Genomic DNA, 23,327 nt, shown 5'->3' with positions numbered 1-23,327 from the left:
CGCTGCTCAGTTCTGCTGGATCGAAATCCCCTTGTCGTCGATCTTGAGCTCGACGCCTTTCGGCCTCGTCTGCTCGCGATAGACATAGATGCCGAGCGCAATAACCACCACGACCAGCGCCCCGATGATGAGATAGAGCGTGTTCTGCCTCATTGCGCCCCCATGTCGCCGCCGAGCCTCACGCCCGCCTTGGATTTACCCGGCAGCGATCGCCTAATGGTCGTCGTCATCGTCGCCCGACGCCGGCCGCCAGCTGGTCGCATCGACCTTCTTTTGCGTGTCGCTGTCGGTGTAGACCCACCAGCCGCCGTCGCGATATTGGCCGATGGATTCGTTGACCACGCCGTCGCCATCCTTCCACATGATCGTGACCTTCGAGCCGTCCTTAGGCGCGCTGGCTATCGGTTTGCGCTCTGCCATATCATTCCCTCCCCAATCATCGGCTGGCGGAAACGTCCAGCGCGGCTCCGGGTTCCGTTAGCTATGCGCGAAGATGTCTTCCTCCGCCCAGCCCATCAGGTCGAGCTTGGCCCGCGTTGGCAGGAAACGGAAGCAGGCCTCCGCCTCCTTGGTGCGGCCCTCGCGCGCCAGCCGCGCGGCAAGCACGTCGCGCAGCCGGTGCAGGTAAAGCACGTCGGAGGCGGCATATTCGAGCTGCTCCGGCGACAGCGTTTCCGCCGCCCAGTCCGAGGATTGCTGCGCCTTCGACAGGCCGATGCCGAGCAATTCGTTGCACAGATCCTTGAGACCGTGCCGGTCGGTGTAGGTGCGTGTCAGCCGCGAGGCGATCTTGGTGCAGAACACCGGCTCCGCCATCACGCCGAAGGCGTTGTAGAGCACGGCGATATCGAACCGGCCGTAGTGGAACAGCTTGGTGATGGCACGATTTCTGAGCAGGCTGACGAGGTTCGGCGCTTTCTTCTGGCCAGGCGCGATCTGGATGACGTCGGCGCTGCCGTCGCCGGGCGAAATCTGCACCACGCAGAGCCGGTCGCGATGCGGGTTCAGCCCCAGCGTTTCCGTGTCGATGGCCACCGCCCCGACATTGTAGTGGGACAGATCGGGCAGATCGTTTTTATGGAAACGGATATCGGCAGTCATTCTCTTCTCCGGATCGCAGCATAGATCGTCCTCGCCGCGATCCGGCGAAAAATCAACAGAAACTTCAATCTCACGCCTTTCGTGAGACTTCGGCTCAGCGGGTCAGCGCATCGAGGATACGCGCCCAGGAGCGCTGTCCTTTGTGAAAAGAGGTCAGCTCGTACTTTTCATTGGGCGAATGGATGCGGTCGTCGTCGAGGCCGAAGCCGACCAGCAGCGATTCCATGCCGAGATAGGTCTGGAAATCGCCGACCACGGGAATGGAGCCGCCGCCGCCGGTGGTGACGGCCTGTTTTTCCCATTCGTCCGACAGCGCGTCCTTGGCCTTGGCCAGGAACGGCGAGTCATAGGAAAGCTGGATCGCCGGCGAGCCGCCATGCGGATGGAACTCGACCGAGCAATCGCCGGGAATGCGCGCGCGCACAAAGGCCTGGAAGGCAGCGCGGATCTTCTTCGGATCCTGCTTGTGGACAAGGCGGAACGAGACTTTCGCCGATGCTTCCGCCGCGATCACGGTCTTGAAACCCTTGCCGGTATAGCCACCGATAATGCCGTTGAATTCGGCCGTCGGCCGCGCCCAGGTCAGTTCCAGCACCGAGCGTCCCTTTTCGCCCGACGGGATCGAGAGACCGACAGGTTCAAGGAACGTCTCGGCCGTTTCACCAAGCCCTTCCCAGGATTTCAACACCTGCGATGGTGTCTCCTCGACGCCGTCATAGAAGCCTGGAATGGTGACATGGCCATCCTTGTCGTGAATGTCTGCCAGCACTTTCGCCAGGATGCGGATCGGGTTGGCGGCCGGACCGCCATAGAGGCCCGAATGCAGGTCGCGGTTGGCCGCCTTGACGGTGACTTCCTCGCCGACCATGCCGCGCAGCGACACGCAGATCGACGGCGTCTCGCGGTTCCACATGCTGGTGTCGCAAACCAAAGCGAAATCGGCCTTCAACTCGGGCGCATTGGCCTCGAGGAAGGGCTTCAGCGACGGCGAACCGGATTCCTCCTCGCCCTCGAACAGGATGGTGATGCGGCACGGCAGATTGCCATGCACCTGCTTCCAGGCGCGGCATGCCTCGACAAAGGTCATCAACTGCCCCTTGTCGTCGGCCGAGCCGCGCCCGGTGATCACCTTGCGGCCTGGCTCGATTTCCTTGATCGACGGCGCGAACGGGTCGGTTTCCCAAAGCTCGATCGGATCGACCGGCTGCACATCGTAATGGCCGTAAAACAGCACATGCGGGGAGCCGGCCGGCCCTTCGTGATGCGCCACCACCATCGGATGTCCGGGCGTGTCGCGCACACTGGCTTCGAAGCCGATCAATTTGAGCTCGGCGACCAGCCACTCGGCGCCCTTGCGGCAATCGGCGGCAAAGGCCGGATCGGTGGAGATCGACTTGATGCCGAGCAGGCCGAACAGTCGCTCCAGGCTCTGGTCGAGATTCTGGTCGAGGCGGTCGAGGACGGGGGAAATACGGGACATTTTAGGGCCTTTCGCGTTTTGCGCCGACCCTAAAGGGCAAGAGCCGAAACGAAAAGCCGCGATCGTTGGACCAACTGACCGCAAAACAAAAAAAGACCGCCGTGGTGGAGGGGGAACCACGGCGGTCTTTTTTACTCGAAATGTTGCGGCAGCCCGGAGAGGGGGGATAGGCTGCCGCAGTTGCCCGGAATAGGCGGGGGACGGGCCTTGATCCGGACTTCGGCGAAAATTGCCGATGCCGTGTATTTGGGTCTTCGAACATGGCGATTCAAGGGCACCAGAATTACACTTTTGTAACATGGCCGTGAGTGCCCAAAACCCGGTGAACCGGTTCTGTCAGGGTGTTGCCGGAGCGAGCGCTTTGTTCAGCCTTTGGCATGGACCGCGAAGCCCGGCCGCGCTATCCCTGCCGGCATGAAAAAAGGCGATCATCTCTTCCTTGTCGACGGCTCCGGCTACATTTTTCGCGCCTACCACGCGCTGCCGCCGCTCAACCGCAAGTCCGACGGCCTGCCGACCGGCGCGGTGCTTGGCTTCTGCAATATGGTGTGGAAATTGATGCAGGATGCCCGCAACACCAATGTAGGCGTCGTGCCGTCGCATTTCGCCGTCATTTTCGATTATTCGTCGAAGACCTTCCGCAACGATCTCTACCCCGAATACAAGGCCAATCGGTCGGCGCCGCCGGAAGACCTGATCCCGCAATTCGGCCTGATCCGCCAGGCGACGGTCGCTTTCAACCTGCCTTGCATCGAGATGGAGGGTTTCGAGGCCGACGACATCATCGCGACCTATTGCCGGCTCGCCTGCGAAACCGGCGCCGACACCACCATCATCTCGTCCGACAAGGATCTGATGCAGCTCGTCGGCCCGACGGTCGGCATGTACGACCCGATGAAGGACCGCCAGATCGGCATCCCCGAGGTGATCGAGAAATGGGGCGTGCCGCCGGAAAAGATGATCGACCTGCAGGCGCTGACCGGCGACTCCGTCGACAATGTGCCGGGCGTGCCCGGCATCGGCCCGAAGACCGCGGCGCAGCTCCTGGAGCAGTTCGGCGACCTTGACGGGCTGCTCGCGCGCGCCTCCGAGATCAAGCAGGACAAGCGCCGCGAAACCATCATCGCCAACGCCGACAAGGCGCGCATCTCGCGTCAGCTGGTGACGCTGAAGAACGACGTGGCGATGAAGGAGGGCCTGGACGAGCTGGTGCTGCACGCCCCAGACGGGCCGAAACTGATCGGCTTCCTGAAGACGATGGAGTTCACCACGCTGACACGCCGCGTCGCCGAAGCGACCGCGACCGAGATCGGCGACGTCCAGGCTTCCGCCGTCACCGTCGAGCGCGCCGACAACGCGCATGGTCCCGATGTCGGCGCCGGCGCGCCGCCGAGGCAGGCGACACCCTCGCCCAACGGCGACGCGAAGCCTGCGGTGAGGGGCGAAGATGCGCCGCCGCAGGGCGACACGCCTTCCCTGCTTTCGGCGCTGCGGCTGGAAAAGGCATCGGCAGGCAAGATCGATACCTCCGCCTACGCCGCCATTCGCGATATGGCCGCGCTGAAGGCCTGGATTGCGGAGGCCAGGGACGCCGGCATTCTTGCTTTCGACGCCGAGACCACCTCCTGGGACCCGATGCAGGCCGACCTGATCGGCGTTTCGATGGCGATTGCGCCGGGGCGCGCCGTCTATTTGCCGCTTGCCCACCAGAACGGCAATGGCGATCTGCTTGGCGGCGGCCAGTTGGAGAACCAGATACCGGTCCGCGAGGCGTTGGCGCTGTTGAAGCCGCTGCTTGAGGACAAGTCGGTCCTCAAGATCGTCCAGGATATGAAATACGACATCGTCGTGATGAGCCGGCACGGCATCGAGGTCGGTCCGTTCGACGACACCATGCTGATCTCCTATGTTCTCGATGCCGGCACTGTGGGCCATCACGACCTCGCCGGGCTTTCGGAAAAGTGGCTCGGCCATACGCCGGCCGCGAAGAAGGAGCTTGCCGGGTCGGGAAGGAGCGCCGTCGGTTTCGATCAGGTCGATATCGAACGGGCAACCCTCTATGCCGCCGGCCAGGCCGATCTGGCGCTCAGAGTTTGGCAGGTGCTGAAGCCGAGGCTCGCCGCCAAGGGACTTGTTTCGGTCTATGAGCGGCTGGAGCGTCCGCTGGTGCCGGTGCTGGCCCGCATGGAGCAGCGCGGCATCTCGATCGACCGCCAGATCCTGTCCAGGCTGTCGGGCGAGCTGGCACAAGGCGCCGCGCGTGCCGAGGAGGAGATCTATGGCATTGTCGGTGAGCGCATCAACATCGGCTCACCGAAGCAGCTTGGCGACATCCTGTTCGGCAAGATGGGCCTGCCTGGCGGCTCGAAGACCAAGACCGGCCAATGGTCGACCTCGGCGCAGCTTCTGGAAGAGCTCGCGGCGGAAGGCCATGAATTGCCGCGCAAGATCGTCGACTGGCGTCAGCTGACCAAGCTGAAATCGACCTATACCGATGCGCTGCCCGGCTTCATCAACCCCAACACCCATCGCGTCCACACCTCCTATGCGCTGGCCGCGACGACGACGGGGCGGCTATCGTCCTCGGATCCCAATTTGCAGAACATTCCGGTGCGCACCGCCGAAGGCCGCAAGATCAGGACCGCCTTCATCGCCGAAAAGGGTCATAAGCTGGTCTCGGCCGACTACAGCCAGATCGAGCTGCGCGTGCTCGCCCATGTCGCCGAGATCCCGCAGCTCAAGCAGGCTTTCGCCGACGGCGCCGACATCCATGCCATCACCGCATCCGAGATGTTCAACGTGCCGGTCGAAGGCATGCCTTCGGAAGTGCGCCGGCGCGCCAAGGCGATCAATTTCGGCATCATCTACGGCATCTCGGCCTTCGGCCTCGCCAACCAGCTGTCGATCCCGCGCGAAGAGTCCAGCGCCTATATCAAGCGCTATTTCGAACGATTCCCGGGTATCCGCGACTATATCGAGGAAACCAAGGCCTATGCCCGCGAGAATGGCTTCGTCGAAACCATCTTCGGCCGCCGCATCCACTATCCTGAGATAAGGTCGTCCAATCCCTCGATCCGCGCCTTCAACGAACGTGCCTCGATCAACGCCAGGCTGCAGGGCACCGCCGCCGACATCATCCGCCGCGCCATGGTGCACATGGAAGAGGCGCTGGAGAAGGCAAAGCTGTCGGCCCGCATGCTGCTGCAAGTGCATGACGAATTGATCTTCGAGACGGTGGACGAGGAGGTCGAGGCGACGCTCCCCGTGGTGCGCCGCGTGATGGAAAACGCGCCGATGCCGGCAGTGTCGATGTCCGTGCCGCTGCATGTCGACGCACGCGCCGCGCACAACTGGGACGAGGCGCATTGAGCGTCGCCCTTAGCTGCGTTGAGAATAACTGCGTTGAGAATTCAGGTCAGGCCGAGTCGAAAATGGTGGGTTCCGAGAACCGGAGCGGAGCGTACTTTTCGTACGTGAGCACCGGAAGCGCAGGAAGCCGCCATTTGCAGGCCGGCCTCACCTGAATTAGGCGGCTTCGGCCCGACACTTCGCACACACACCCCTGAACTCGATCACCGCCTTCTTGGCGGCAAATCCCGTCGAGCGCACCCATTCATCCAGCTGATGCCCGACATCATGGTCGGACATCTCTGTCACCTGGCCGCAATTGTCGCAGATGGCGAAAGCGGTCATCGAATGGCTGTGGTCGTGTGGTTCGGCGCAGGCGACGAAGGAGTTGATGCTTTCCAGCCGGTGCACGAAGCCCGACTTCACCAGCGTATCGAGCGCCCGATAGACCTGCAGCGGTGCGCGAAAGCCGCGCTCGCGCAGCTGGTCGAGCAGCGTATAGGCGCTGAGCGGCCCGCTGGACGCCTCGAGTTTCTCGAGCACGCACATCTGGTTCTTGGTCAGCGTATCCCTTGCCGTCATCTTGCGGGTCCACTCATGGCGCCACTCGCGCGCGATTGCCGCGCACGAACGATGGTCTCCATGAGATAGCGACGAACGAAGGGTTTTGCCACTGTTTCCGCAGCACTCTCCATCAGGCCGCGAGCAGCAGCCGGTACTTCGCCGGCTAATCGCTATTTGCGCGGCGGCCCCTTGCGCTCCGCCGAAGCCGCCCACAGGTTGATGTCGGACTCGCGTGCATAGGTGTCGATCTCGGCGAGTTCGGCATCGCTGAAGTCGAGCGCCTTGAGCGCGCCGACGCAATCCTCGACCTGTTCCGGCCGGCTGGCGCCGATCAGCGCCGTGGTCACGCGGCCCTTGCGCAGCACCCAGGCTAGCGCCATCTGCGCCAGCGTCTGGCCGCGCCGGCCGGCAATGGCGTTGAGCGCCTTGATGTTGGCGATCGACTGATCGTTGATGAAAGCCGGCCGCAGCGACTTGCTCTGGCTGGCCCGGCTGCCATCCGGAATGCCGTCGAGATATTTGTCGGTCAGCATGCCCTGGGCAAGCGGCGAGAACACGATCGAGCCGATGCCGAGCCCCTCCAGCGTGTCGAGCAGGCCGTCGTCCTCGACCCAGCGGTTGAGCATCGAATAGCTCGGCTGGTGGATGAGGCAAGGCGTGCCGAGCTGCCTCAGGATATCGGCTGCTTCGCGTGTGCGCTGCGAATTGTAGGACGAGATGCCGGCATAGAGCGCCTTGCCGGAGCGCACCGCATGGTCGAGCGCGCCCATTGTTTCTTCCAGCGGCGTCTCCGGATCGAAGCGGTGCGAATAGAAGATATCGACATAGTCGAGCCCCATGCGCTTCAGGCTCTGGTCGAGGCTGGCCAGCACATATTTGCGGCTGCCCCACTCGCCGTAGGGACCGGCCCACATCTCGTAGCCAGCCTTGCTCGAGATGATCAGTTCATCCCGATAGGCGGCGAAATCGGTGCGCAATATTTCGCCGAAGGCCGTTTCGGCCGAGCCGGGCGGTGGGCCGTAATTGTTGGCGAGGTCGAAATGCGTGATGCCGAGGTCGAACGCCTTGCGCACGATCGCCTGCTTGGTCTTGTGCGGCGTGTCGTTGCCGAAATTGTGCCACAGCCCGAGCGAGATCGCTGGCAGCTTGAGGCCGGAACGCCCGCAGCGATTGTAGATCATTTTCTCGTAGCGGTTTTCGGCGGCGATATAGGGCATGGGAAATCCTCGGGATCGGGCGGCGCGGGGAACGCCGCAAGGAACGATTGAATCGATGCTCGCCCTCTCCTTACCCCCTCCCCGGCGAAACCGGGAGAGGGAGAATTAAAAATTATCGATAATCGCCAAACCTAGTGACGAACAACCCGCTACTTTTTCTTGGAAAGCAGCGCCTTCGCTTCCTTGATGCCAAGGGCTGCCGGGCGCTCGCAGGTGGTCTGCATGGCGACGACCTTGCCGCTTTCGCCGGCGCGCAAGATGCCGGTCATGACGTCGACGGCATGCAGCGCCAGCTCCATCGAGCAGCGATGCGGCCGCCCTTCGGTGATCGCGATCGCCATGTCGGCGAGCCCTGCGGTGCGGTAATTGGCCATCATGCCGTGGCCATGCATCTCGTTCGGCACGCCGAACGGATGGTTCCATTTCGGCAGTTTCTTCACCGGCTTGGCGCCGTCGGTGAAGCGCACGTCGCCGCCGAAGAAGTTCGGATCCGGCACGAAGACGGTGCCGGCCTCGCCATAAAGCTCCATCGGCGCGTGACCGTGGCTCCAGACGTCCCAGCTGGTGTTGAGCGTCACCACCGCGCCGTTCGCGAACTCCAGCAGGGCGTGGATGGTGGTCGGCGTGTTGACCGGTATCTTTTCGCCCGCGCGCGGCTTGGAGCTGATCGTGCGCTCCTTGGCCGGCGTCGCGGTGAACGCCGTCACCTGCTTCACCGGTCCGATCAGCTGGATCAGGTTGGTGATGTAATACGGCCCGATGTCGAGCACCGGACCGGCGCCCGGCTGGAAGAAGAAATCCGGGTTGGGGTGCCAGTGCTCCATGCCATGACCCATGACATGGCAGGTGCCGCTGGTGATCGCCCCGAGCCTGCCGCTGTCGATCAGCTCGCGCACCAGTTGATGCGCGCCGCCGAGGAAGGTGTCGGGCGCCGAGCCGATGCGCAGGCCCTTCTTCTCGGCCCGGTTTTTCAGGTCTTGCCCTTCCTTGACGGAGAGAACGAAAGGCTTTTCCGAATAGACGTGCTTGCCGGCGTCCAGCACTGCCTTCGACACCTCGTAATGCACCGCCGGAATGGTGAGGTTGACGATGATATCGATCTCGTCGTCCTTAAGCAGGTCGTTGACGGTCTCGGCGCGCAACTTGAACTCCTTCGCGCGCGCCGTCGCGGCCTCCATGTTGATATCCGCGCAGGCCCGCATCTTGATGCCGCGGAACAGCGGCGAGAGCGAGAAATACGCCTTCGAGATGTTGCCGCAGCCGATGACGCCGACGCCAAGCTTGTTAGCCATTTCGATTACTCCTGCCAGCTCTTGGCCGTCGCGATCGAGCGTCGTGCATAGCGCTCGATGTCATTGGGGTTGTCCTGTTCCATGATGAAATACTTCGGAGCGCTTTTGGCGCGCAAACTCTTGAACAGACCCGCCCAGTCGACGGTGCCGTGACCGACATCGGACCAGCCGTCCTCATCCAGCCCCTCACCCGGCTTGGCGATATCCTTGACGTGAACCGAAGCGATGCGCTTGCCGTGCTTTTCGATCCACGGCAGCGGATCGGCGCCGCCGCGGATCACCCAGGCGACGTCCATCTCCCAGCCGATATCGGGCGCGGCCGACAGGATATGGTCCTGCGGCAGCGAGCCGTCGGCGAGCGCCTTGAACTCGAAATCATGGTTGTGCCAGGCAAAGCCGTAGCCGGCCTTCGTCGCGGTCTCGCCAACCTTGGCCAGGCGCTCGCCGAAGCCGCGCCAGCCGGCGGCGTCCGACGGTCGCGCGCCTGGCATGAGATACGGGCAGATCAACAGCGTCACGCCAAGCGCGTCGGCGGTTCTACGCACGCCGTCGAAATCATTCTCCAGCGCATCGATCGAGAAATGGCCGGTCGGCATCGCAAGCCCGTTCTTGTCGAGTTCGGCGCGGAAAGCCTTGGGGTCGTCATAGACGCCGCCGAAACCCTCAACCTGGGCGTAGCCGAGTTCGCCGAGCATTTTCAGGATGCCGGGCCAGGGCTGGAAGTTGCGGGCGCTGTAAAGTTGGAATGACCAGTTCATCGTCTCTGTCCGTTCTTCTTGGGGATGGTAATTCGGGCGTTAGATGCGGTTGCCGGTTTGAGCGTCGAAGAGCGAGGCGCGCATCGGGTCGAAGCCCACCGTCACCGCCTCGTCGTTTTTAGGCGTGCGTTCCGAGGTGACCCGGACGCTGAATTTCTGCTGCGCGAGCTGCAGCCACACCAGCGTGTCGGAACCCATCGGTTCGACCACCTCGACAGTGGCCGCTGTCGAGAACGGCCAGCCCGTGCCGCTGTTCAGGCTGACATGCTCTGGCCTGATGCCGAACACGGCTGGGCCGGCTTCCGGTTGCCCGTCGAAACGATAGGTGCCGAGTGGGATCTTGAGAGTGTCCGCCACAAAGGACCAGCCATCACCGTCCTTCTCCAGCCGCCCCTCGACGAAGTTCATGGCCGGCGAACCGAGGAAGCCGGCGACGAAGCGATTGACCGGGCGGTTATAGATGGTCTGCGGCGCGTCGAGCTGCTGGATCACGCCGCCCTTCATCACCGCGATCCGGTCGGCCAAGGTCATCGCCTCGATCTGGTCGTGGGTGACGTAGATCATGGTGTTCTGCAATCTGCGATGCAAAAGCTTGATCTCCACGCGCAGTTCCGAGCGCAGCTTGGCGTCGAGATTGGACAGTGGTTCGTCAAACAGGAAGACGTCGACATCGCGCACCAGCGCCCGCCCGATCGCCACCCGCTGGCGCTGGCCGCCGGAAAGTGCGGAGGGCTTGCGCTGCAACAGCGGCTCGATCTGCAGGATCTCCGAAGCGCGCGCGATGCGTTTGGCGATCTCGTCCCTGGGCAACCCGGCGACACGCAGGCCGAAGGACAGGTTCTTCTCCACCGTCATTTGCGGATAGAGCGCATAGGACTGGAACACCATGCCGATGCCACGGTCCTTGGGCTCTTCCCAGGTGACGTTCTTGCCCTTGATGAAGATGCGGCCCTTCGAAATGTCGAGCAGCCCGGCAATGCAGTTGAGCAAGGTCGACTTGCCGCAGCCCGATGGGCCCAGCAACACGATGAACTCGCCATCGGCAATATCGAGGTTGAGCGTCTGCAGGACCGACACCGCGCCATAATTCAGCGACAAATCCTGGATCGATACGCTGGGATTTTCGATTTCTGCCATCATCACCCTTTCACCGCGCCGGCGGCAATGCCACGCACGAAAAGCCTGCCGGAAATGAAGTAGATGACGAGCGGGACCAGTCCGGTCAGGATGGTTGCCGCCATATTGACGTTGTATTCCTTAACGCCCTGCACCGAATTGACGATGTTGTTGAGCTGCACCGTCATCGGGTAGGTGTCGGGGCGGGTGTAGACGACGCCGAACAGGAAGTCGTTCCAGATGCCGGTCACCTGCAGGATGACGGCGACGACGAAGATCGGCAGCGACATCGGCGCCATGATGCGCAGGTAGATGCCCCAGAAGCCGGCGCCATCGACGCGCGCCGCCCGGAACAGCTCCTCCGGCATCGAGGTGAAATAGTTGCGGAACAGAAGCGTCAGGATCGGCATGCCGAAGATGGAATGGACGATGATCAGGCCACTGAGGCTGCCATAGAGCCCGATCTCGCGCAGGATGATGACGATCGGATAGATCATCACCTGATAGGGAATGAAAGCACCGACAATCAGGATGATGAAGAACGTGTCGGCGCCCTTGAAGCGCCAGTTGGCCAGCGCATAGCCGTTCACGGAGGCTATCGCGATCGACAGGATCACCGAGGGCACGGTGATGCGCACAGAGTTCCAGAAGCCGCGCGAAAGCCCGTCGCAATTGAGGCCGGTGCAAGCCGTCGACCACGCCTTGACCCACGGCTCGAAGGTGATCTCCAGCGGCGGCGAGAAGATGTTGCCGAGGCGGATTTCCGGCATGCCCTTGAGCGAGGTGACGATCATCACATAGAGCGGCAAGAGATAGTAGAGCGCCACCACGATCAGCGTGCCATAGAGGAAGATGTTGCGGCGCGAGAACATGTGACGCGGCTTCGGTCCGCTCGGTCCCGAGGCATCGGCGCGAATGGCGCCGGACGGCGCGGACAGGGAAATGGCAGGGTCAGACACGCTTCCTGCCTCCGAATTCGAGATAGGCCCACGGCACGATGACGATCATCACCGAGAGCAGCATCATGGTCGAGGCGGCAAAACCCTGGCCGAGATTCTGGGCGAAGAACATGTAGTCGTAGACATACTTTGCCGGCACTTCCGAGGCGATGCCAGGCCCGCCGCTGGTCTGGGCGACGACGAGGTCGTAGACCTTGACGATGCCCGACGCGATGATGACGAGCGTGGTGATGAAGACCGGCCGCATCATCGGGATGATGATGAACAGATAGGTCTTCCACATCGGGATTCCGTCGACCCGTGCCGCCTTCCAGATGTCCTCGTCGATGCCGCGCAGGCCGGCCAGCATCAGGCACATGATCAGCCCGGTGCCTTGCCACAGCGCGGCGATCGATATGCCGTAGATGACGATGCTGGAATTGTAGAGCGGATCGAAATTGAAGCTTGTCCAGCCAAGGCTTCGGATCACGCCCTGGATGCCGAAATCGGGATTGAGCAGCCATTGCCAGACCAAGCCGGTGACGATGAAGGACAATGCGAACGGATAGAGGAAGATGGTGCGGAACGTGTCCTCGAAACGGATTTTCTGATCGAGCAACGCGGCCAGGACGAAGCCGATCACCAGCGAGAACACCAGCGAGATCACGCCGTAGATCAGGAGGTTCTCGATCGAGATCAACCAGCGCGGCGTTGCCCACAAGCGATAATACTGGTCGAGGCCGACAAAATTGAGCCGCGGCAACAGCTTCGAATTGGTGAAGGAATAGAGCACCGTCCATGCCGTGCCGCCGACGAACACCACCAGCGCGGTGAGGATCATAGGGATCGAGGCGATCTTCGCATTGAGGTTGCGAAACAGTCGGACGGGGCGTTCGCTCTTGCTCATCGGTACAGCCATGCTGGATCGGGTAAGGGCGGCAGGTCCCCGGCCTGACGCGCGCCAGGCCGGGGGGAAAGGAAACTTGCCTGCGATATCAGTCCGCCGTCGCGATGATGGCGGCGAAGCGCTTCTGCGCCTCCTCGAGCGTCATCTCGGGCTTGGCGAAGAACTCAGAGAACAGGTCCTCCTTCTGCTTCTGGCTGTCCTGCGAAAGCAGCTGGTCCGTCCATGGGATGACGGCGCCCTTGGCCAGGATGGCGAGGCCCTTCTTCATGCAGTCGTTGGCCGCGTTGAGGTCGACGTCGCCACGCACCGGCAAGGAACCCTTCTTGAGATTGAAGGCAACCTGGGTCTTGGGATCGAGCAAGGTCTCGGCCAGCACTTCCTGCGCCTTGGACTTGTCGGCATCCTTGAGCAGCGGGAAGTAGAAGGCATCGCCACCGGTGGCGATGACCTCGTTCAGGCCGAGGCCGGGCAGGCAGGTATAGTCCTTGCCGGCGGTCTTGCCGGCCACTTGGAACTCACCTTGCGCCCAGTCGCCCATGATCTGGCCGCCGGCCTTGCCGGTGATGACCATGTTGGTGGCCTGGTTCCAGTCCTGCACATTGGTGTTCTTGGCCATCTTGCGCGCGTCGTCGGCCGCCTTGAACACCTTGGCGACTTCGGGGCCGGCGGCGAACTTGGCGTCCTTGTCCTTGTAGACCTTGAGGAAGGTGTCGGTGCCGCCGACTGCGGCAAGCAGCACGTCGAAGGCGCCCGACGACTGCCAGGCCTGGCCGCCAACCGCGAGCGGGACGATGCCTGCCTTCTCCAGCGCCGGCGCGGCGGCGACATATTCATTCCAGTTCTTCGGCACCGGCACGCCGGCCTTCTCGAAGGCCGCGTTCGACAGCCACAGCCATTGCCAGGAATGGATGTTGACCGGCACGCAATAGATCTTGCCGTCGATGGTGCAGCTGTCGAGCAGGCTCTTCGGCCGCACCACCTCCGTCCATTTGCCCTTGGTGGCGACATCGGTGAGGTCGCGCATCAGACCGGCCTGCACCAGCTCTTCGGCCTGCCGGCCGTGATTGAACTGGGTGGCGCCCATCGGATCGCCGCCGGTGATGCGGCTGATCATGATCGGCCGCGCCGTGCCGCCGGAGCCGGCAATGGCGCCGTCGACCCAGTGATTGCCGGTGGCGTCGAAAGCCTTGGCGAGTTCAGCGACCGCAGCCGCTTCGCCGCCGGAGGTCCACCAGTGAGTGACTTCCAGGTCCGTGGCCCTGGCCGGGCCGGCAAACTGCAGCGCGGCCGTTGCCGCCAGCGCGGCCGTCAAAAATCTGTATCGCATTTCGGTTCCTCCCAGAATCTGAAACGTTACAGATTTTCGATACGGCAATTGCGCGAATGACGCAACCCCGGGTGTGGAGACCGTTGGATATTTTTTCGAGCTACGAATAAAATACACGCTCGACCGCTTCGTTGTGCATCGCAACATTAGCAATGGCGGCGTAAAAGCTGCGAACCGCCCCTGAGCATCGGTGAAAAGGCTCCGAAACGACGCTTCGCCTTGGATTCTCAGGGGAGTTCGCGACCGCGTGTCCGCTCCAGATCTGCCGGCCAGCGCGACGAGATTGGCAATCTGTAACGTTTCAGTATATTGAGGCTTTGCCGCAGCTGGAACGCATATCGGATCGCAAAGGCGGCGATTGCCGACCCAGCCTGCGACTGCTATGCGCCTGACGGGCGGGACGAATGGATAGACGGCGTACGAACGAGAACGACGAGGCGTCGGCGCAAGAGCGGCCGACGCTGAAGACGCTTGCCTTCATGACCGGGCTGGGCGTCACCACCGTATCGCGCGCGCTGAAGGATGCACCCGAGATCGGCGCCGAGACCAGGCGGCGCGTCCAGCTCGTCGCTAAGCAGATCGGCTATCGGCCGAACCGCGCCGGCGTGCGCCTGAGGACCGGCAAGACCAACGTCATCTCGCTTGTGTTGAACACAGAACACGAGCTGATGAGCTTCGTGTCGGACATCATCTACGGCGTCACCGCGATGATTGCCGACACGCCCTATCATTTGATCGTCACGCCCTATTCGCGCTCGCAGGATCCGCTGGACCCGGTGCGCTATCTGGTCGAGACAGGCTCGGCCGACGGCATCATCATCTCACGCACGCAGCCCAACGATCCGCGCGCCCGTTACCTGCTCGAGCGCGGCGTTCCCTTCGCCACGCACGGCCGCACAGATATGGGACTGGTGCACCCGTACCATGACTTCGACAATTATGCCTTCGCCGCCGAGGCGGTGCGCTATCTGGCCAGCGCCGGCCGACGGCGGCTTGCGTTGCTGGCGCCGCCCATCGGGCTGACCTATCACGGCCACACCGTCAATGGTTTCACCGATGCGCTGAGCGAGGTTGGCGCCAGCGAGGTGGCGTTCAACACCGTCACAATCGACCATTCGATCGAACAGATCAGGATGCGCACCGCCCAGTTGATGCGGCGCAGCGACCGGCCGGACGGCTTTGTCAGCAGCGCCGCCGCCTCGACGCTCGCCATCGTGGCCGGCATCGAGGATGCCGGGCTGAAGCTCGGCCGCGATGTCGATGTGGTGTCGAAACAGTCTTCGGAACTGCTGCATCTGTTCCGGCGCGAACTGCTCGTCGTCAATGAGAGCTTCAGCCTGGCCGGCGCCGAGCTTGCCCGCGCGGTGCTGGGCTGGATCGGCGGCGCGGAGCCCGGCTCGCTGCAGTCGTTGAGCAAACCGGGCGAGGTTCTACCGTATCGGGGTTAATGGCCGGCGCCGCTGCCCCAAGGTCCGTGAAACGCACCCTGCTCGCCGATACGCTCGAAGCCATGCGCGCCGAAGAAATCGCGCTGCGCCTGGATCAGGTTCGACGTGCCGCGGCCCTGGCGGTAGCTGTCGAAATAAGCGAGCGCCGAAGCCAGTGCCGGCACCGGCGAGCCGGCCTCTGACGCCCGTGCCACGATGCGCCTGAGTGACGGATGCGCTTCCTTCATCATGGTGATGAAGGCCGGCGCCATCAGAAGGTTGGTCGACGCACTGCCGGCGCCGAAAGCTTCCGCCATCGTATCCAGCATCTGCGAGCGGATGATGCAGCCGGCGCGCCAGATCTTGGCGATGGTCGGCATCGGCAGGTTCCAGTTGAACTCCTTCGAGGCGCCGCTCATCACAGCAAAACCCTGGGCATAGGCCGCAATCTTGCCGGCGAGCAGCGCCAGCTCCAGGTCCTTCAGAAGTGCCGCCTTGTCACCGGAAATCTTGGTCACGCCGATATTGCCATAGGCCTTTTCCGCCGCCTGGCGCTCATCTTTGATCGACGACAGCACACGTGCCGCCACCGCCGCCTCGATGGCGGTGGCCGGAATGCCGAGCTGCTGCGCCTCGATGACCGACCATTTGCCGGTGCCCTTCTGCCCGGCGCGGTCGAGGATGATATCGACAACCGGCTTGCCGGTCTTCGGATCGTCGGCTGCGAGAACCTTGGCGGTGATCTCGATCAGATACGAATCGAGCCGACCCTTGTTCCAGGTCTCGAAGACCTTGCCGATCTCCTTCGGCGCCATGCCGAGGCCGTCGCGCAGGATGCCGTAGATCTCGGCAATCATCTGCATGTCGGCATATTCGATGCCATTGTGGATGGTCTTGACGAAATGCCCGGAGCCGTCGGTGCCCAACCAGGCCGCGCAAGGCTCGTCCTTGAACTTGGCGGAGATCGCGGTCAGCACATTCTCGACGCGCTTCCAGGAGTCTTCGGTGCCGCCGACCATGATCGACGGTCCATGGCGAGCGCCCTCCTCGCCGCCAGAGACACCCATGCCGATGAAGGTCAGGCCCGAGCCGGAGAGCTCCGAGAAGCGGCGCATGGTGTCGCGGAAATTGGCGTTGCCGGCATCGATGACGATGTCGTTGTTGGAGAGCACGCCGCGCAGTGCTGCTATCTGCTCGTCCACCGGCGCACCCGCCAGCACCATGATGATGATCGGCCTGGGCGGCCGGATCGCCTCGGCAAGTTCCTCCAGGCTGTAGCACGGCACGACCATGTCCTTCAGGGCGCCGGCGCTTTCGAGAAACGCATCGGTTCGTGCTTTTGTACGGTTGAAGACGGCGATGCGGTGGCCATGCTCGGCAATGTTGAGCGCCAGGTTGGAACCCATCGTGCCAAGCCCGATCAGGCCGATTTCGGCTTTTTCCATCGTTTCTTCCCTGCTTTCGGATCGTGTTTTGAAGCAGCGCCTTGCAGACGCCTTTCGCAGATGAATGACGGGCCTCGGCGGCGGCGTCAACCGTCTCGCTGAATTGTGTCGGATCGCGATGGGCGCGATTGTGGTCGGGCCGGCCCCACCTGAATATCACTCGGCGCGAATTTCAATCGGCGCCTCGATCTTCACGATCTCGAAGTCGGAAACGAGGATATCCAGCCGGGCGTTCCAGCGGCCGGGCAGCGGAATGACGAGGTTGTCGACGCGCCAGGTGCCGTCACCTGGTTTCGTCGCTGGCCGCTTGATCGGCTCGATGCCGGAATCCGGTTTCGACAGAACCAGCGTCACCTGCTTGGCGTCGAGCGGTCCGAAATCGCCGGTCATGATCATCATCGAGGCGGCGACCTGTCCGGCATGTCCAGGCGTGATGCTGAGATCGGCCATCGCCTTCAGCGTGTGGATATGGATCGACACGGGCTGTGCCGCGGCGATCGCCAACGCGCGTGGCGGCGGCGTGAAGCGCCAGCCGGCGGCGACGCCGAAGACGGCAAGCACGATCACCACCTCGATGCGGATGGAGCGCGCCAACCGCCGCTGCACCTCGGTATCGCCCGCCTCGGCGGGCGCGGTCAGCGTCCAGCGGTTGACGGCGGCGAGCGTGAACAGGAACGGAAGCAGCGCCAGCTTCACGAGCAGCAGGCGGCCATAGGACGTGTCGATCAGCGCCGCCGGCTGCTGTACCTGGATGATGGCCAGCACGATGCCGCTTGCGGCAAGGACAGCCACGACCGGCAGGATCGCGCGGGAGAAACGCCGCAGAAAAGTTTTCGCTTCCGCCGGTTCGCGTCGCAACGCCAGGCCGAGCGGCACCAGCGCGCCGGCCCAGAAGGCGATGGCCGTGCCGTGCAGGAACACCAGCGGCCGCGTCAGCCATTGCGGCTCGGCCGCACTCGCATGGCCGCTTGCGGCAAGGGCGGCGCCCACGCCGGCGAGTCCGGCCAACGCGAATAGTCTTGCAAGGACGCGCGGCGCCTGCAGCGAAAGCAGCGCCAGCCCAAGCGCGATAAGGGCGATCATCACCGTCCAGCCGAAGCTCGTCTCCAGTGCCGTCTTCCACGCCGCCGGCTCGATGAACCGGGCTAGCGGCGCGCCGAGAGCGTCCAATCCCTGCAGGCCAAGCGAGATCGGCGCCGCGACCAGGCCGAGCAGGGTCGCGGTAGTGACAGCCCGCCGGCCGCAGCGCTGGTCGCCGCCGAGCCAGGCAAGCGCGAAGGCGCCGCCGGCGCCGAGAAAGAGACCGGCATAAAGCAGCAGCTTGCCGATCCAGATCGCTGACCGCAGCGACCAGTCGACGGCCTGGCCGACAACAGGCGCCGCACTTGGCGCGCCGATGGAAAACAGCGCCGAGCCGCCGACCGGATGGCCGTCGACGGAGACCACGCGCCAGCTCAGCACATGCGTGCCGGCTTTGAGCGTCTCGGGATTGTCGATCTCGACGATCTGGTCGTTGAGGCGGAAGGAGGTCAGGGCGAGCTGCGAGCCGTCGGGTCGCACAAGGGTCAACAGCAGGGCGAGACCGGCTCGCTGAAGGTGAGCGAGAATTGTTTCGGGCTTTGCGCCAACACCGCGCCGTCGGCCGGATCGGTGGCTATCAGCGCCGCATGCGCGAAGGCGCGGCCCGGCATGGCCAGCATGGCGACCAGCACCAAAGCAGCCAACAGGCCACCGACGAGGCGGCCGATGCGGGGGCCGCTTATGGAAGCGGTCGATGGCAAGGATGTTGCGTTCATACCGTTATGACGAGATGGCGGTGGTGCGCCCGTGGAGCGCACCACCGGGAAAATCATTTCTTCGGCAGCAATTTGATGCCGGGCGCCGGATTTTCCAGCGCGTCCTCATCTTGGCCTGCCGCCGGGATTTCGATCCAGCGCGTGGCGGCGGCGTCGCCGCATTCCTGCACCACGGGGAAGTAGAGCATCTGGCCCGCCGGCAGATCGGCCGCCAGCGAGGCGCGGAAGACGAACTCGTCATAGAATTCGTCTGGCAGGTTGCCGCCGCTCCAGTCCACTTCCTTGACCCCGGTGGCGAGCGTCTCGCCATAGAGCTGGTAGGACTTCTCGTACTTGCCTTTCTTGGTCTGCAGCGTCCAGCCGGGCTTCGGCATCGGCTTGACCGAAATCACGCCTTCCGGGATCTGCACCCTGACCGCTGTCGTCGCCTTGCCCTCGCAACCATGCGGCACGCGAAAGATTGCCTTGTAAGTCGAGCCGACCGGCGCTTCCTGCGTTTCCAGGGTGATGTGAGCGAGCGCGGCGTTCGTTCCGAGCGCGAGCAGCGCGCCCGCCGCAATGAGATATGTCTTCATGAATTGTCCCTCTGATTTCTATGCGACGAGCGATTACTCGGCGTGATCCATGTCCATGTCGCCGGTCTCGCCCATGCCCTCGACGGCGAACTCGACATTCACGCTGCCGGCCTTCTCGAAGGTCAGCGTTGCGGGGAATTTCTCGCCTTGCTTGGGCTGGCGCTTCAGGCCGGTGAACATCAGGTGATAGGCGCCCGGCTTCAGTGCGACCTTGCCGCCGGCCGGGATTTCCAGCCCGCCGCTGACCGGCCGCATTGTCATGACGCCGTCCTTGACGCCCATCTCATGCAGTTCGGCCTTGTCGGAGATGTCGGATGAGATCGACAGCAGCCGGTCGGGCGCGCTGCCCTTGTTGACCACGGTGAAATAGCCGCCCGCGACCTTGGCCCCGGGAGGCGTTGCGCGCGACCAGGGATGCTCGATCTCGAGGTCCCCGACTTTGAATTCATGCGCGAAAACGCCGGAAACGCAGGCCAGAAGCAGAAGCAGGACGAGCACGGCAAACCCGAGACGCTGCTGCAGGGGAAGTGGCGGCAACGCTAGGACTAGCGCCCTGGGAAGAAAATTGGACATGGTTGCTCCATGGATGTGGGATCGCGCCGCAATACGGTCGCGAGCAGTCTGATCGTAGGATGGATAAGGCCGCGAAAGGTTCCGCGGGTCAGGCCGTTGCCGGCGGCGCGCGCGGATTTGCCGGCGAGCGATCACGGGCGAAGTCGAGATGCTGGAAGGCCGGGACGGCGAATGCTACCGTTTCGAAAGCCGTCGTTCGGGCGAGCGTGCTTGCCTGCGGCGGCGGCAGGTGCGCCGCCGAAACCATGCTGCAGCCAAGCGAGCAGCAGGCCGGCATGTGCTGCTGGTGCGGGTCGCCACCGGGAAGCTTGACCGCGCCTTCATGCGTGCAGATGACATTGCCGAAGGCATCGAGCTGCGAAGGCTCGCTGAAGGCGAAAGCACTGAGCGACGACTGAAGCAACAAAAGCAGCGCCGCGACAAGCGCGGCCGGCATGCTCCATCGTCTCAGCCGTGTGTCCAACCGACAGCCTCTCCCGGTAACTTTGCCAACCCTAGCACGAGCGATGCGGCCGGAAAATCGGCAAAACCGCGCTGCGGCAACGCGGCGCGACCCGCGTCTTTGTTTTGATGCATGTCGTTATCCCAGAACCGCGCACACTTCTGGGCGACATACTTTGTTTTGATGCATGTCGTTATCCAGAACCGCACACACTTCCGGGCGACATGCATCAGGCAGGCTGCGCCTGGCGTCCTTCGGGAATGGAGCTCAAAAGCGTCTGCCGCGCCGATTTCAGATGCTTGCGGCAGGCCACGTCGACCTTGCTCGCGTCGCGCGATTTGAGCGCCGCGATATAGGCCAGATGTTCCTGGATGGCGACTTCGTTGCGCTGGCGCTCCTGCGCCTTGTTCCACTGATAGTGGTAGTGGAAGATCATCGCGATCACGTCATAGAAGTCGACGATGAAGCGGTTGTGCGAGGCGCGGTGGATCAGCCGGTGGAAACGCTCGTCGAGTTCGGAGAATTCGTTGAAACGCGTGGCGATTTCGTCGGCGAGCTGGCGGTGCTCCTGTTCCAGCCTGTCGAGGTCGGCCCAGACCGCGCTCTCCTGCGGCAGCGCGACAAACGCCGCCGCCGAGCGCAATTCAAATATCTCGCGGATCTCGGTCAGTTCGAGCGCGAAGGCGCGGGTGAAACCTTTCAGCACCCAATGGCTGTTGCGCCGCTTCTCGATCAGTCCGAAGCGCGAGAAGCGGATCAGGAATTCGCGCACGCTGGTGGTGCCGACGCCGATCTCGCGCGCCAGCTCCAGCTCGTTGATCTGCATGCCGGCCTCCGCACCGCCGGCCAGCAGCCGGCGCATGAAGGAGCGCTCGATGATCTCGGCCAGCGAATCGGTTTCCTCCTCGGGGAAGAAATCCCCTGGACGCGGCGCCCGCAGCACCGTCTTGTTGCGCTTGTTCCAGTCGATCAGCCCGGTCTCTTCCATGCGGGCCAGGATGCTGCGCACCGTGGTGCGGCTGATGCCAAGCAGCGCGCCGAGCTCGGGCTCCGACGGCAGGCTTTTGGATTCGTCGAGCAGCCTCAGGCAGCGATTGAAGGCGTCCTTATAGACGTTGTTGCTCTTCGACATTCCCTGCCCCGTTGCCTCGCCGGCGCTTGCGGTGGCCGGCTTGAGGCGCGATGGTGTTGCGTTCCTAACCCAAGCGTCTGAGAACAGGAACGGTTTTCGCCGGCTTACCGAATGGGCACCCGCACGTCCGAAGACGACGCACGCTGCCCCATGACGAAAAAACAATTGACGCAAAAATGTTTTTTCACGATAAAAGACATTATCCCCAAATGGGCGTAAGTCAATCCGCCCGCACTCCCAGGATCACCCAGGACAGACGCCCGTGACCATTGCAAACATCATTCTTCTCGCACCATCCGACAACGTCGCCGTCGCCAACGGCCGCATCGAGATCGGCACGGCCTTGCCGGGCGGCGCCGCGGCGGTCGCGGTGATCGAGCCGGGCCATAAGGTGGCGATCAAACCGATCGCTGCTGGCGAGGCCGTGGTGAAATACGCGCAGGCGATCGGCCGCGCCACGCAAGACATCGCGCCTGGCGAGCATGTCCATTCGCACAATCTGGTTTTCGAGGCCGGCCGTCTGCCGGTGGTGCCGCCGAGCGAGGCTGAGCATGCTACCGCGGCCGACCGCAAACGCACCTTCATGGGTTACCGCCGCGCCGACGGCCGCGCCGGCACGCGCAACTTCATCGGCATCGTCGCCAGCGTCAACTGCTCGGCCACCGTCTGCCATTCCATAGCCGACACCGCCAACCGGACCTTGCTGCCGAAATATCCCGGCATCGACGGCTTCGTGCCGATCGTGCACGGCCAGGGCTGCGGCATGAGCGGCACGGGAGACGGCATGATGGTGCTGCACCGCACACTGGCCGGCTATGCGCGCCACCCGAATTTCGGCGGCGTGCTGATGGTGGGCCTGGGCTGCGAGGTCAACCAGCTTACCCTTTACGGCCAGAAGGGCGTCGCCGCCGGCAAGCGGCACTTCAACATCCAGGAAGCCGGCGGCTCGCGCAAATCGGTCGAAAAGGCGATGGGCGTGCTGGCCGAGATCGCCGAGGAAGTCGGCCAATTGCAGCGCGAACCGATCCCGGTCTCGGAGATCGTCGTCGGCCTGCAATGCGGCGGTTCGGACGGCATGTCCGGCATCACCGCCAATCCCGCACTTGGTGCCGCGGTCGACATCCTGGCCGATTGCGGCGGCATCGGCATCCTGTCGGAGACCACGGAAATCTATGGCGCCGAGCATCTGCTCGCCTACCGCGCCGCCTCGCCCGAGATCGCCAAGAAGCTCGATGGCTATGTGAAGTGGTGGGAGGAGCATGTGGCCAAGCACGGCGCCTCGATCGACAACAACCCCTCGCCCGGCAACAAGCGCGGCGGCCTGACCACGATCCTGGAGAAGTCGCTGGGCGCCGTGGCCAAGGGCGGCCAGACACCGCTCAACGGCGTCTTCGGTTATGCCGAGAAGGTCTCCGGCAGCGGCCTGGTGTTCATGGACACGCCTGGATACGACCCGGTCTCAGCCACCGGCCAGGTGGCGGGCGGCGCCAATGTCATCGTCTTCACAACCGGCCGCGGCTCCTGCTTCGGCTGCCGGCCGACGCCATCGATAAAGGTCGCGACCAATTCGACCATGTATCACCATATGGAAGAGGACATGGACGTCAATTGCGGTGTCATCGCTTCGGGTGAGAAGAGCATCGCCGGCATGGGTCGCGAGATTTTCGAGCTGATCATCGAGACCGCGTCCGGTCGCAAGACCAAGAGCGAGGATTTTGGTTACGGCGACAACGAGTTCGTGCCCTGGCATCTCGGCGCGACGCTCTGATCTGACGAACTTCGCGGGACACAATCTCCTTAACGATCAGGCGATTTCGCGAGGGAATGAATATTCCATCTTGACAGAATAATGGAACCGATGTTCCATATCCGCAGGGAGGAACGGAAGC

The 23,327-nt window shown here is 63.2% G+C and carries 20 protein-coding genes and 1 pseudogene; 3 read left to right on the top strand and 18 right to left on the bottom strand.

All coding sequences use genetic code 11. From position 1 onward, the window contains the following. Positions 1-6 precede the first annotated feature (6 nt). The 4 genes from ACVDG8_RS24760 to ACVDG8_RS24745 all read right to left on the bottom strand — a co-directional run bounded on the left by ACVDG8_RS24760 (position 7) and on the right by ACVDG8_RS24745 (position 2,581). Positions 7-153 carry a hypothetical protein gene (locus ACVDG8_RS24760; RefSeq protein ID WP_140674098.1) on the bottom strand — a complete coding sequence of 49 codons (147 nt, stop codon included), beginning with the start codon at positions 151-153 and terminating at the stop codon, positions 7-9. A 60-nt stretch (positions 154-213) separates the two neighbouring features. Continuing rightward, complete coding sequence (locus ACVDG8_RS24755; RefSeq protein ID WP_447250767.1) at positions 214-420, bottom strand: hypothetical protein; 207 nt, start codon at positions 418-420, stop codon at positions 214-216. A 57-nt stretch (positions 421-477) separates the two neighbouring features. After that, positions 478-1,101, bottom strand: coding sequence for a ribonuclease D (locus tag ACVDG8_RS24750; RefSeq protein WP_447250766.1), 624 nt, complete (start codon positions 1,099-1,101; stop codon positions 478-480). A gap of 94 nt (positions 1,102-1,195) precedes the next feature. Continuing rightward, a complete protein-coding gene (locus ACVDG8_RS24745; RefSeq protein ID WP_447250765.1) occupies positions 1,196-2,581 on the bottom strand; it encodes a M20/M25/M40 family metallo-hydrolase in 1,386 nt (461 codons plus the stop codon). Positions 2,582-2,995: 414 nt separating this feature from the next. Between ACVDG8_RS24745 and polA the strand changes: the two genes are divergently transcribed. Next, positions 2,996-5,950, top strand: coding sequence for a DNA polymerase I (polA, locus tag ACVDG8_RS24740; RefSeq protein ID WP_447250764.1), 2,955 nt, complete (start codon positions 2,996-2,998; stop codon positions 5,948-5,950). A 156-nt stretch (positions 5,951-6,106) separates the two neighbouring features. Here polA and ACVDG8_RS24735 read toward each other — a convergent pair whose 3' ends face one another. The 8 genes from ACVDG8_RS24735 to ACVDG8_RS24700 form a co-directional block, all read right to left on the bottom strand. Then, entirely contained in the window at positions 6,107-6,511 is a 405-nt protein-coding gene (locus ACVDG8_RS24735) for a Fur family transcriptional regulator (protein ID WP_371012357.1), read from the bottom strand. Between the two features lie 152 nt (positions 6,512-6,663). Then, the gene (mgrA, locus tag ACVDG8_RS24730; RefSeq protein WP_447250763.1) at positions 6,664-7,710 is read right to left on the bottom strand and encodes an L-glyceraldehyde 3-phosphate reductase; all 1,047 of its coding nucleotides are present in this window, start codon (positions 7,708-7,710) and stop codon (positions 6,664-6,666) included. 149 nt (positions 7,711-7,859) lie between these two features. Then, a complete protein-coding gene (locus ACVDG8_RS24725) occupies positions 7,860-9,002 on the bottom strand; it encodes a Gfo/Idh/MocA family protein (protein WP_447250762.1) in 1,143 nt (380 codons plus the stop codon). A gap of 5 nt (positions 9,003-9,007) precedes the next feature. Next, positions 9,008-9,760 (bottom strand): sugar phosphate isomerase/epimerase family protein, encoded by a 753-nt coding sequence (locus ACVDG8_RS24720; protein ID WP_447250761.1) that lies wholly within the window; start codon positions 9,758-9,760, stop codon positions 9,008-9,010. Positions 9,761-9,799: 39 nt separating this feature from the next. Continuing rightward, complete coding sequence (locus tag ACVDG8_RS24715) at positions 9,800-10,897, bottom strand: ABC transporter ATP-binding protein (protein WP_447257431.1); 1,098 nt, start codon at positions 10,895-10,897, stop codon at positions 9,800-9,802. A gap of 2 nt (positions 10,898-10,899) precedes the next feature. After that, the gene (locus tag ACVDG8_RS24710; protein ID WP_447257056.1) at positions 10,900-11,835 is read right to left on the bottom strand and encodes a carbohydrate ABC transporter permease; all 936 of its coding nucleotides are present in this window, start codon (positions 11,833-11,835) and stop codon (positions 10,900-10,902) included. Next, positions 11,828-12,721, bottom strand: coding sequence for a carbohydrate ABC transporter permease (locus ACVDG8_RS24705; RefSeq protein WP_447257055.1), 894 nt, complete (start codon positions 12,719-12,721; stop codon positions 11,828-11,830). Before ACVDG8_RS24705 ends, ACVDG8_RS24710 begins: the two co-directional genes overlap by 8 nt. 88 nt (positions 12,722-12,809) lie before the next feature. Beyond that, complete coding sequence (locus tag ACVDG8_RS24700) at positions 12,810-14,048, bottom strand: ABC transporter substrate-binding protein (RefSeq protein ID WP_447257054.1); 1,239 nt, start codon at positions 14,046-14,048, stop codon at positions 12,810-12,812. Positions 14,049-14,452: 404 nt separating this feature from the next. On the opposite strand from ACVDG8_RS24700, the gene ACVDG8_RS24695 reads away from it, so the two are divergent. After that, entirely contained in the window at positions 14,453-15,496 is a 1,044-nt protein-coding gene (locus ACVDG8_RS24695; protein WP_447257053.1) for a LacI family transcriptional regulator, read from the top strand. Here the strand turns inward: ACVDG8_RS24695 and gndA are convergent. The 6 genes and pseudogenes from gndA to ACVDG8_RS24665 all read right to left on the bottom strand — a co-directional run bounded on the left by gndA (position 15,493) and on the right by ACVDG8_RS24665 (position 21,438). Then, positions 15,493-16,920, bottom strand: coding sequence for an NADP-dependent phosphogluconate dehydrogenase (gndA, locus tag ACVDG8_RS24690; protein WP_447257052.1), 1,428 nt, complete (start codon positions 16,918-16,920; stop codon positions 15,493-15,495). The genes ACVDG8_RS24695 and gndA overlap by 4 nt on opposite strands. A gap of 156 nt (positions 16,921-17,076) precedes the next feature. Further along, positions 17,077-18,716, bottom strand: a pseudogene (locus tag ACVDG8_RS24685) (copper resistance CopC/CopD family protein). Positions 18,717-18,769: 53 nt separating this feature from the next. Beyond that, the gene (locus ACVDG8_RS24680; protein ID WP_447257050.1) at positions 18,770-19,291 is read right to left on the bottom strand and encodes a YcnI family copper-binding membrane protein; all 522 of its coding nucleotides are present in this window, start codon (positions 19,289-19,291) and stop codon (positions 18,770-18,772) included. 33 nt (positions 19,292-19,324) lie between these two features. Continuing rightward, positions 19,325-19,864, bottom strand: a complete 540-nt coding sequence (locus tag ACVDG8_RS24675; RefSeq protein ID WP_447257049.1) for a copper chaperone PCu(A)C — start codon at positions 19,862-19,864, stop codon at positions 19,325-19,327. Positions 19,865-19,952: 88 nt separating this feature from the next. Then, positions 19,953-20,300 carry a DUF2946 family protein gene (locus tag ACVDG8_RS24670; protein ID WP_447257048.1) on the bottom strand — a complete coding sequence of 116 codons (348 nt, stop codon included), beginning with the start codon at positions 20,298-20,300 and terminating at the stop codon, positions 19,953-19,955. 235 nt (positions 20,301-20,535) lie between these two features. Beyond that, positions 20,536-21,438 (bottom strand): GntR family transcriptional regulator, encoded by a 903-nt coding sequence (locus ACVDG8_RS24665; protein ID WP_447257047.1) that lies wholly within the window; start codon positions 21,436-21,438, stop codon positions 20,536-20,538. A gap of 262 nt (positions 21,439-21,700) precedes the next feature. On the opposite strand from ACVDG8_RS24665, the gene ACVDG8_RS24660 reads away from it, so the two are divergent. Further along, positions 21,701-23,206 carry a UxaA family hydrolase gene (locus tag ACVDG8_RS24660; RefSeq protein ID WP_447257046.1) on the top strand — a complete coding sequence of 502 codons (1,506 nt, stop codon included), beginning with the start codon at positions 21,701-21,703 and terminating at the stop codon, positions 23,204-23,206. Positions 23,207-23,327 lie beyond the last annotated feature (121 nt).

The organism is Mesorhizobium sp. ORM8.1 (assembly GCF_053005525.2).
Note: the sequence above shows the minus strand (reverse complement) of the source record. Positions and strands in the feature narration are given on the sequence as shown.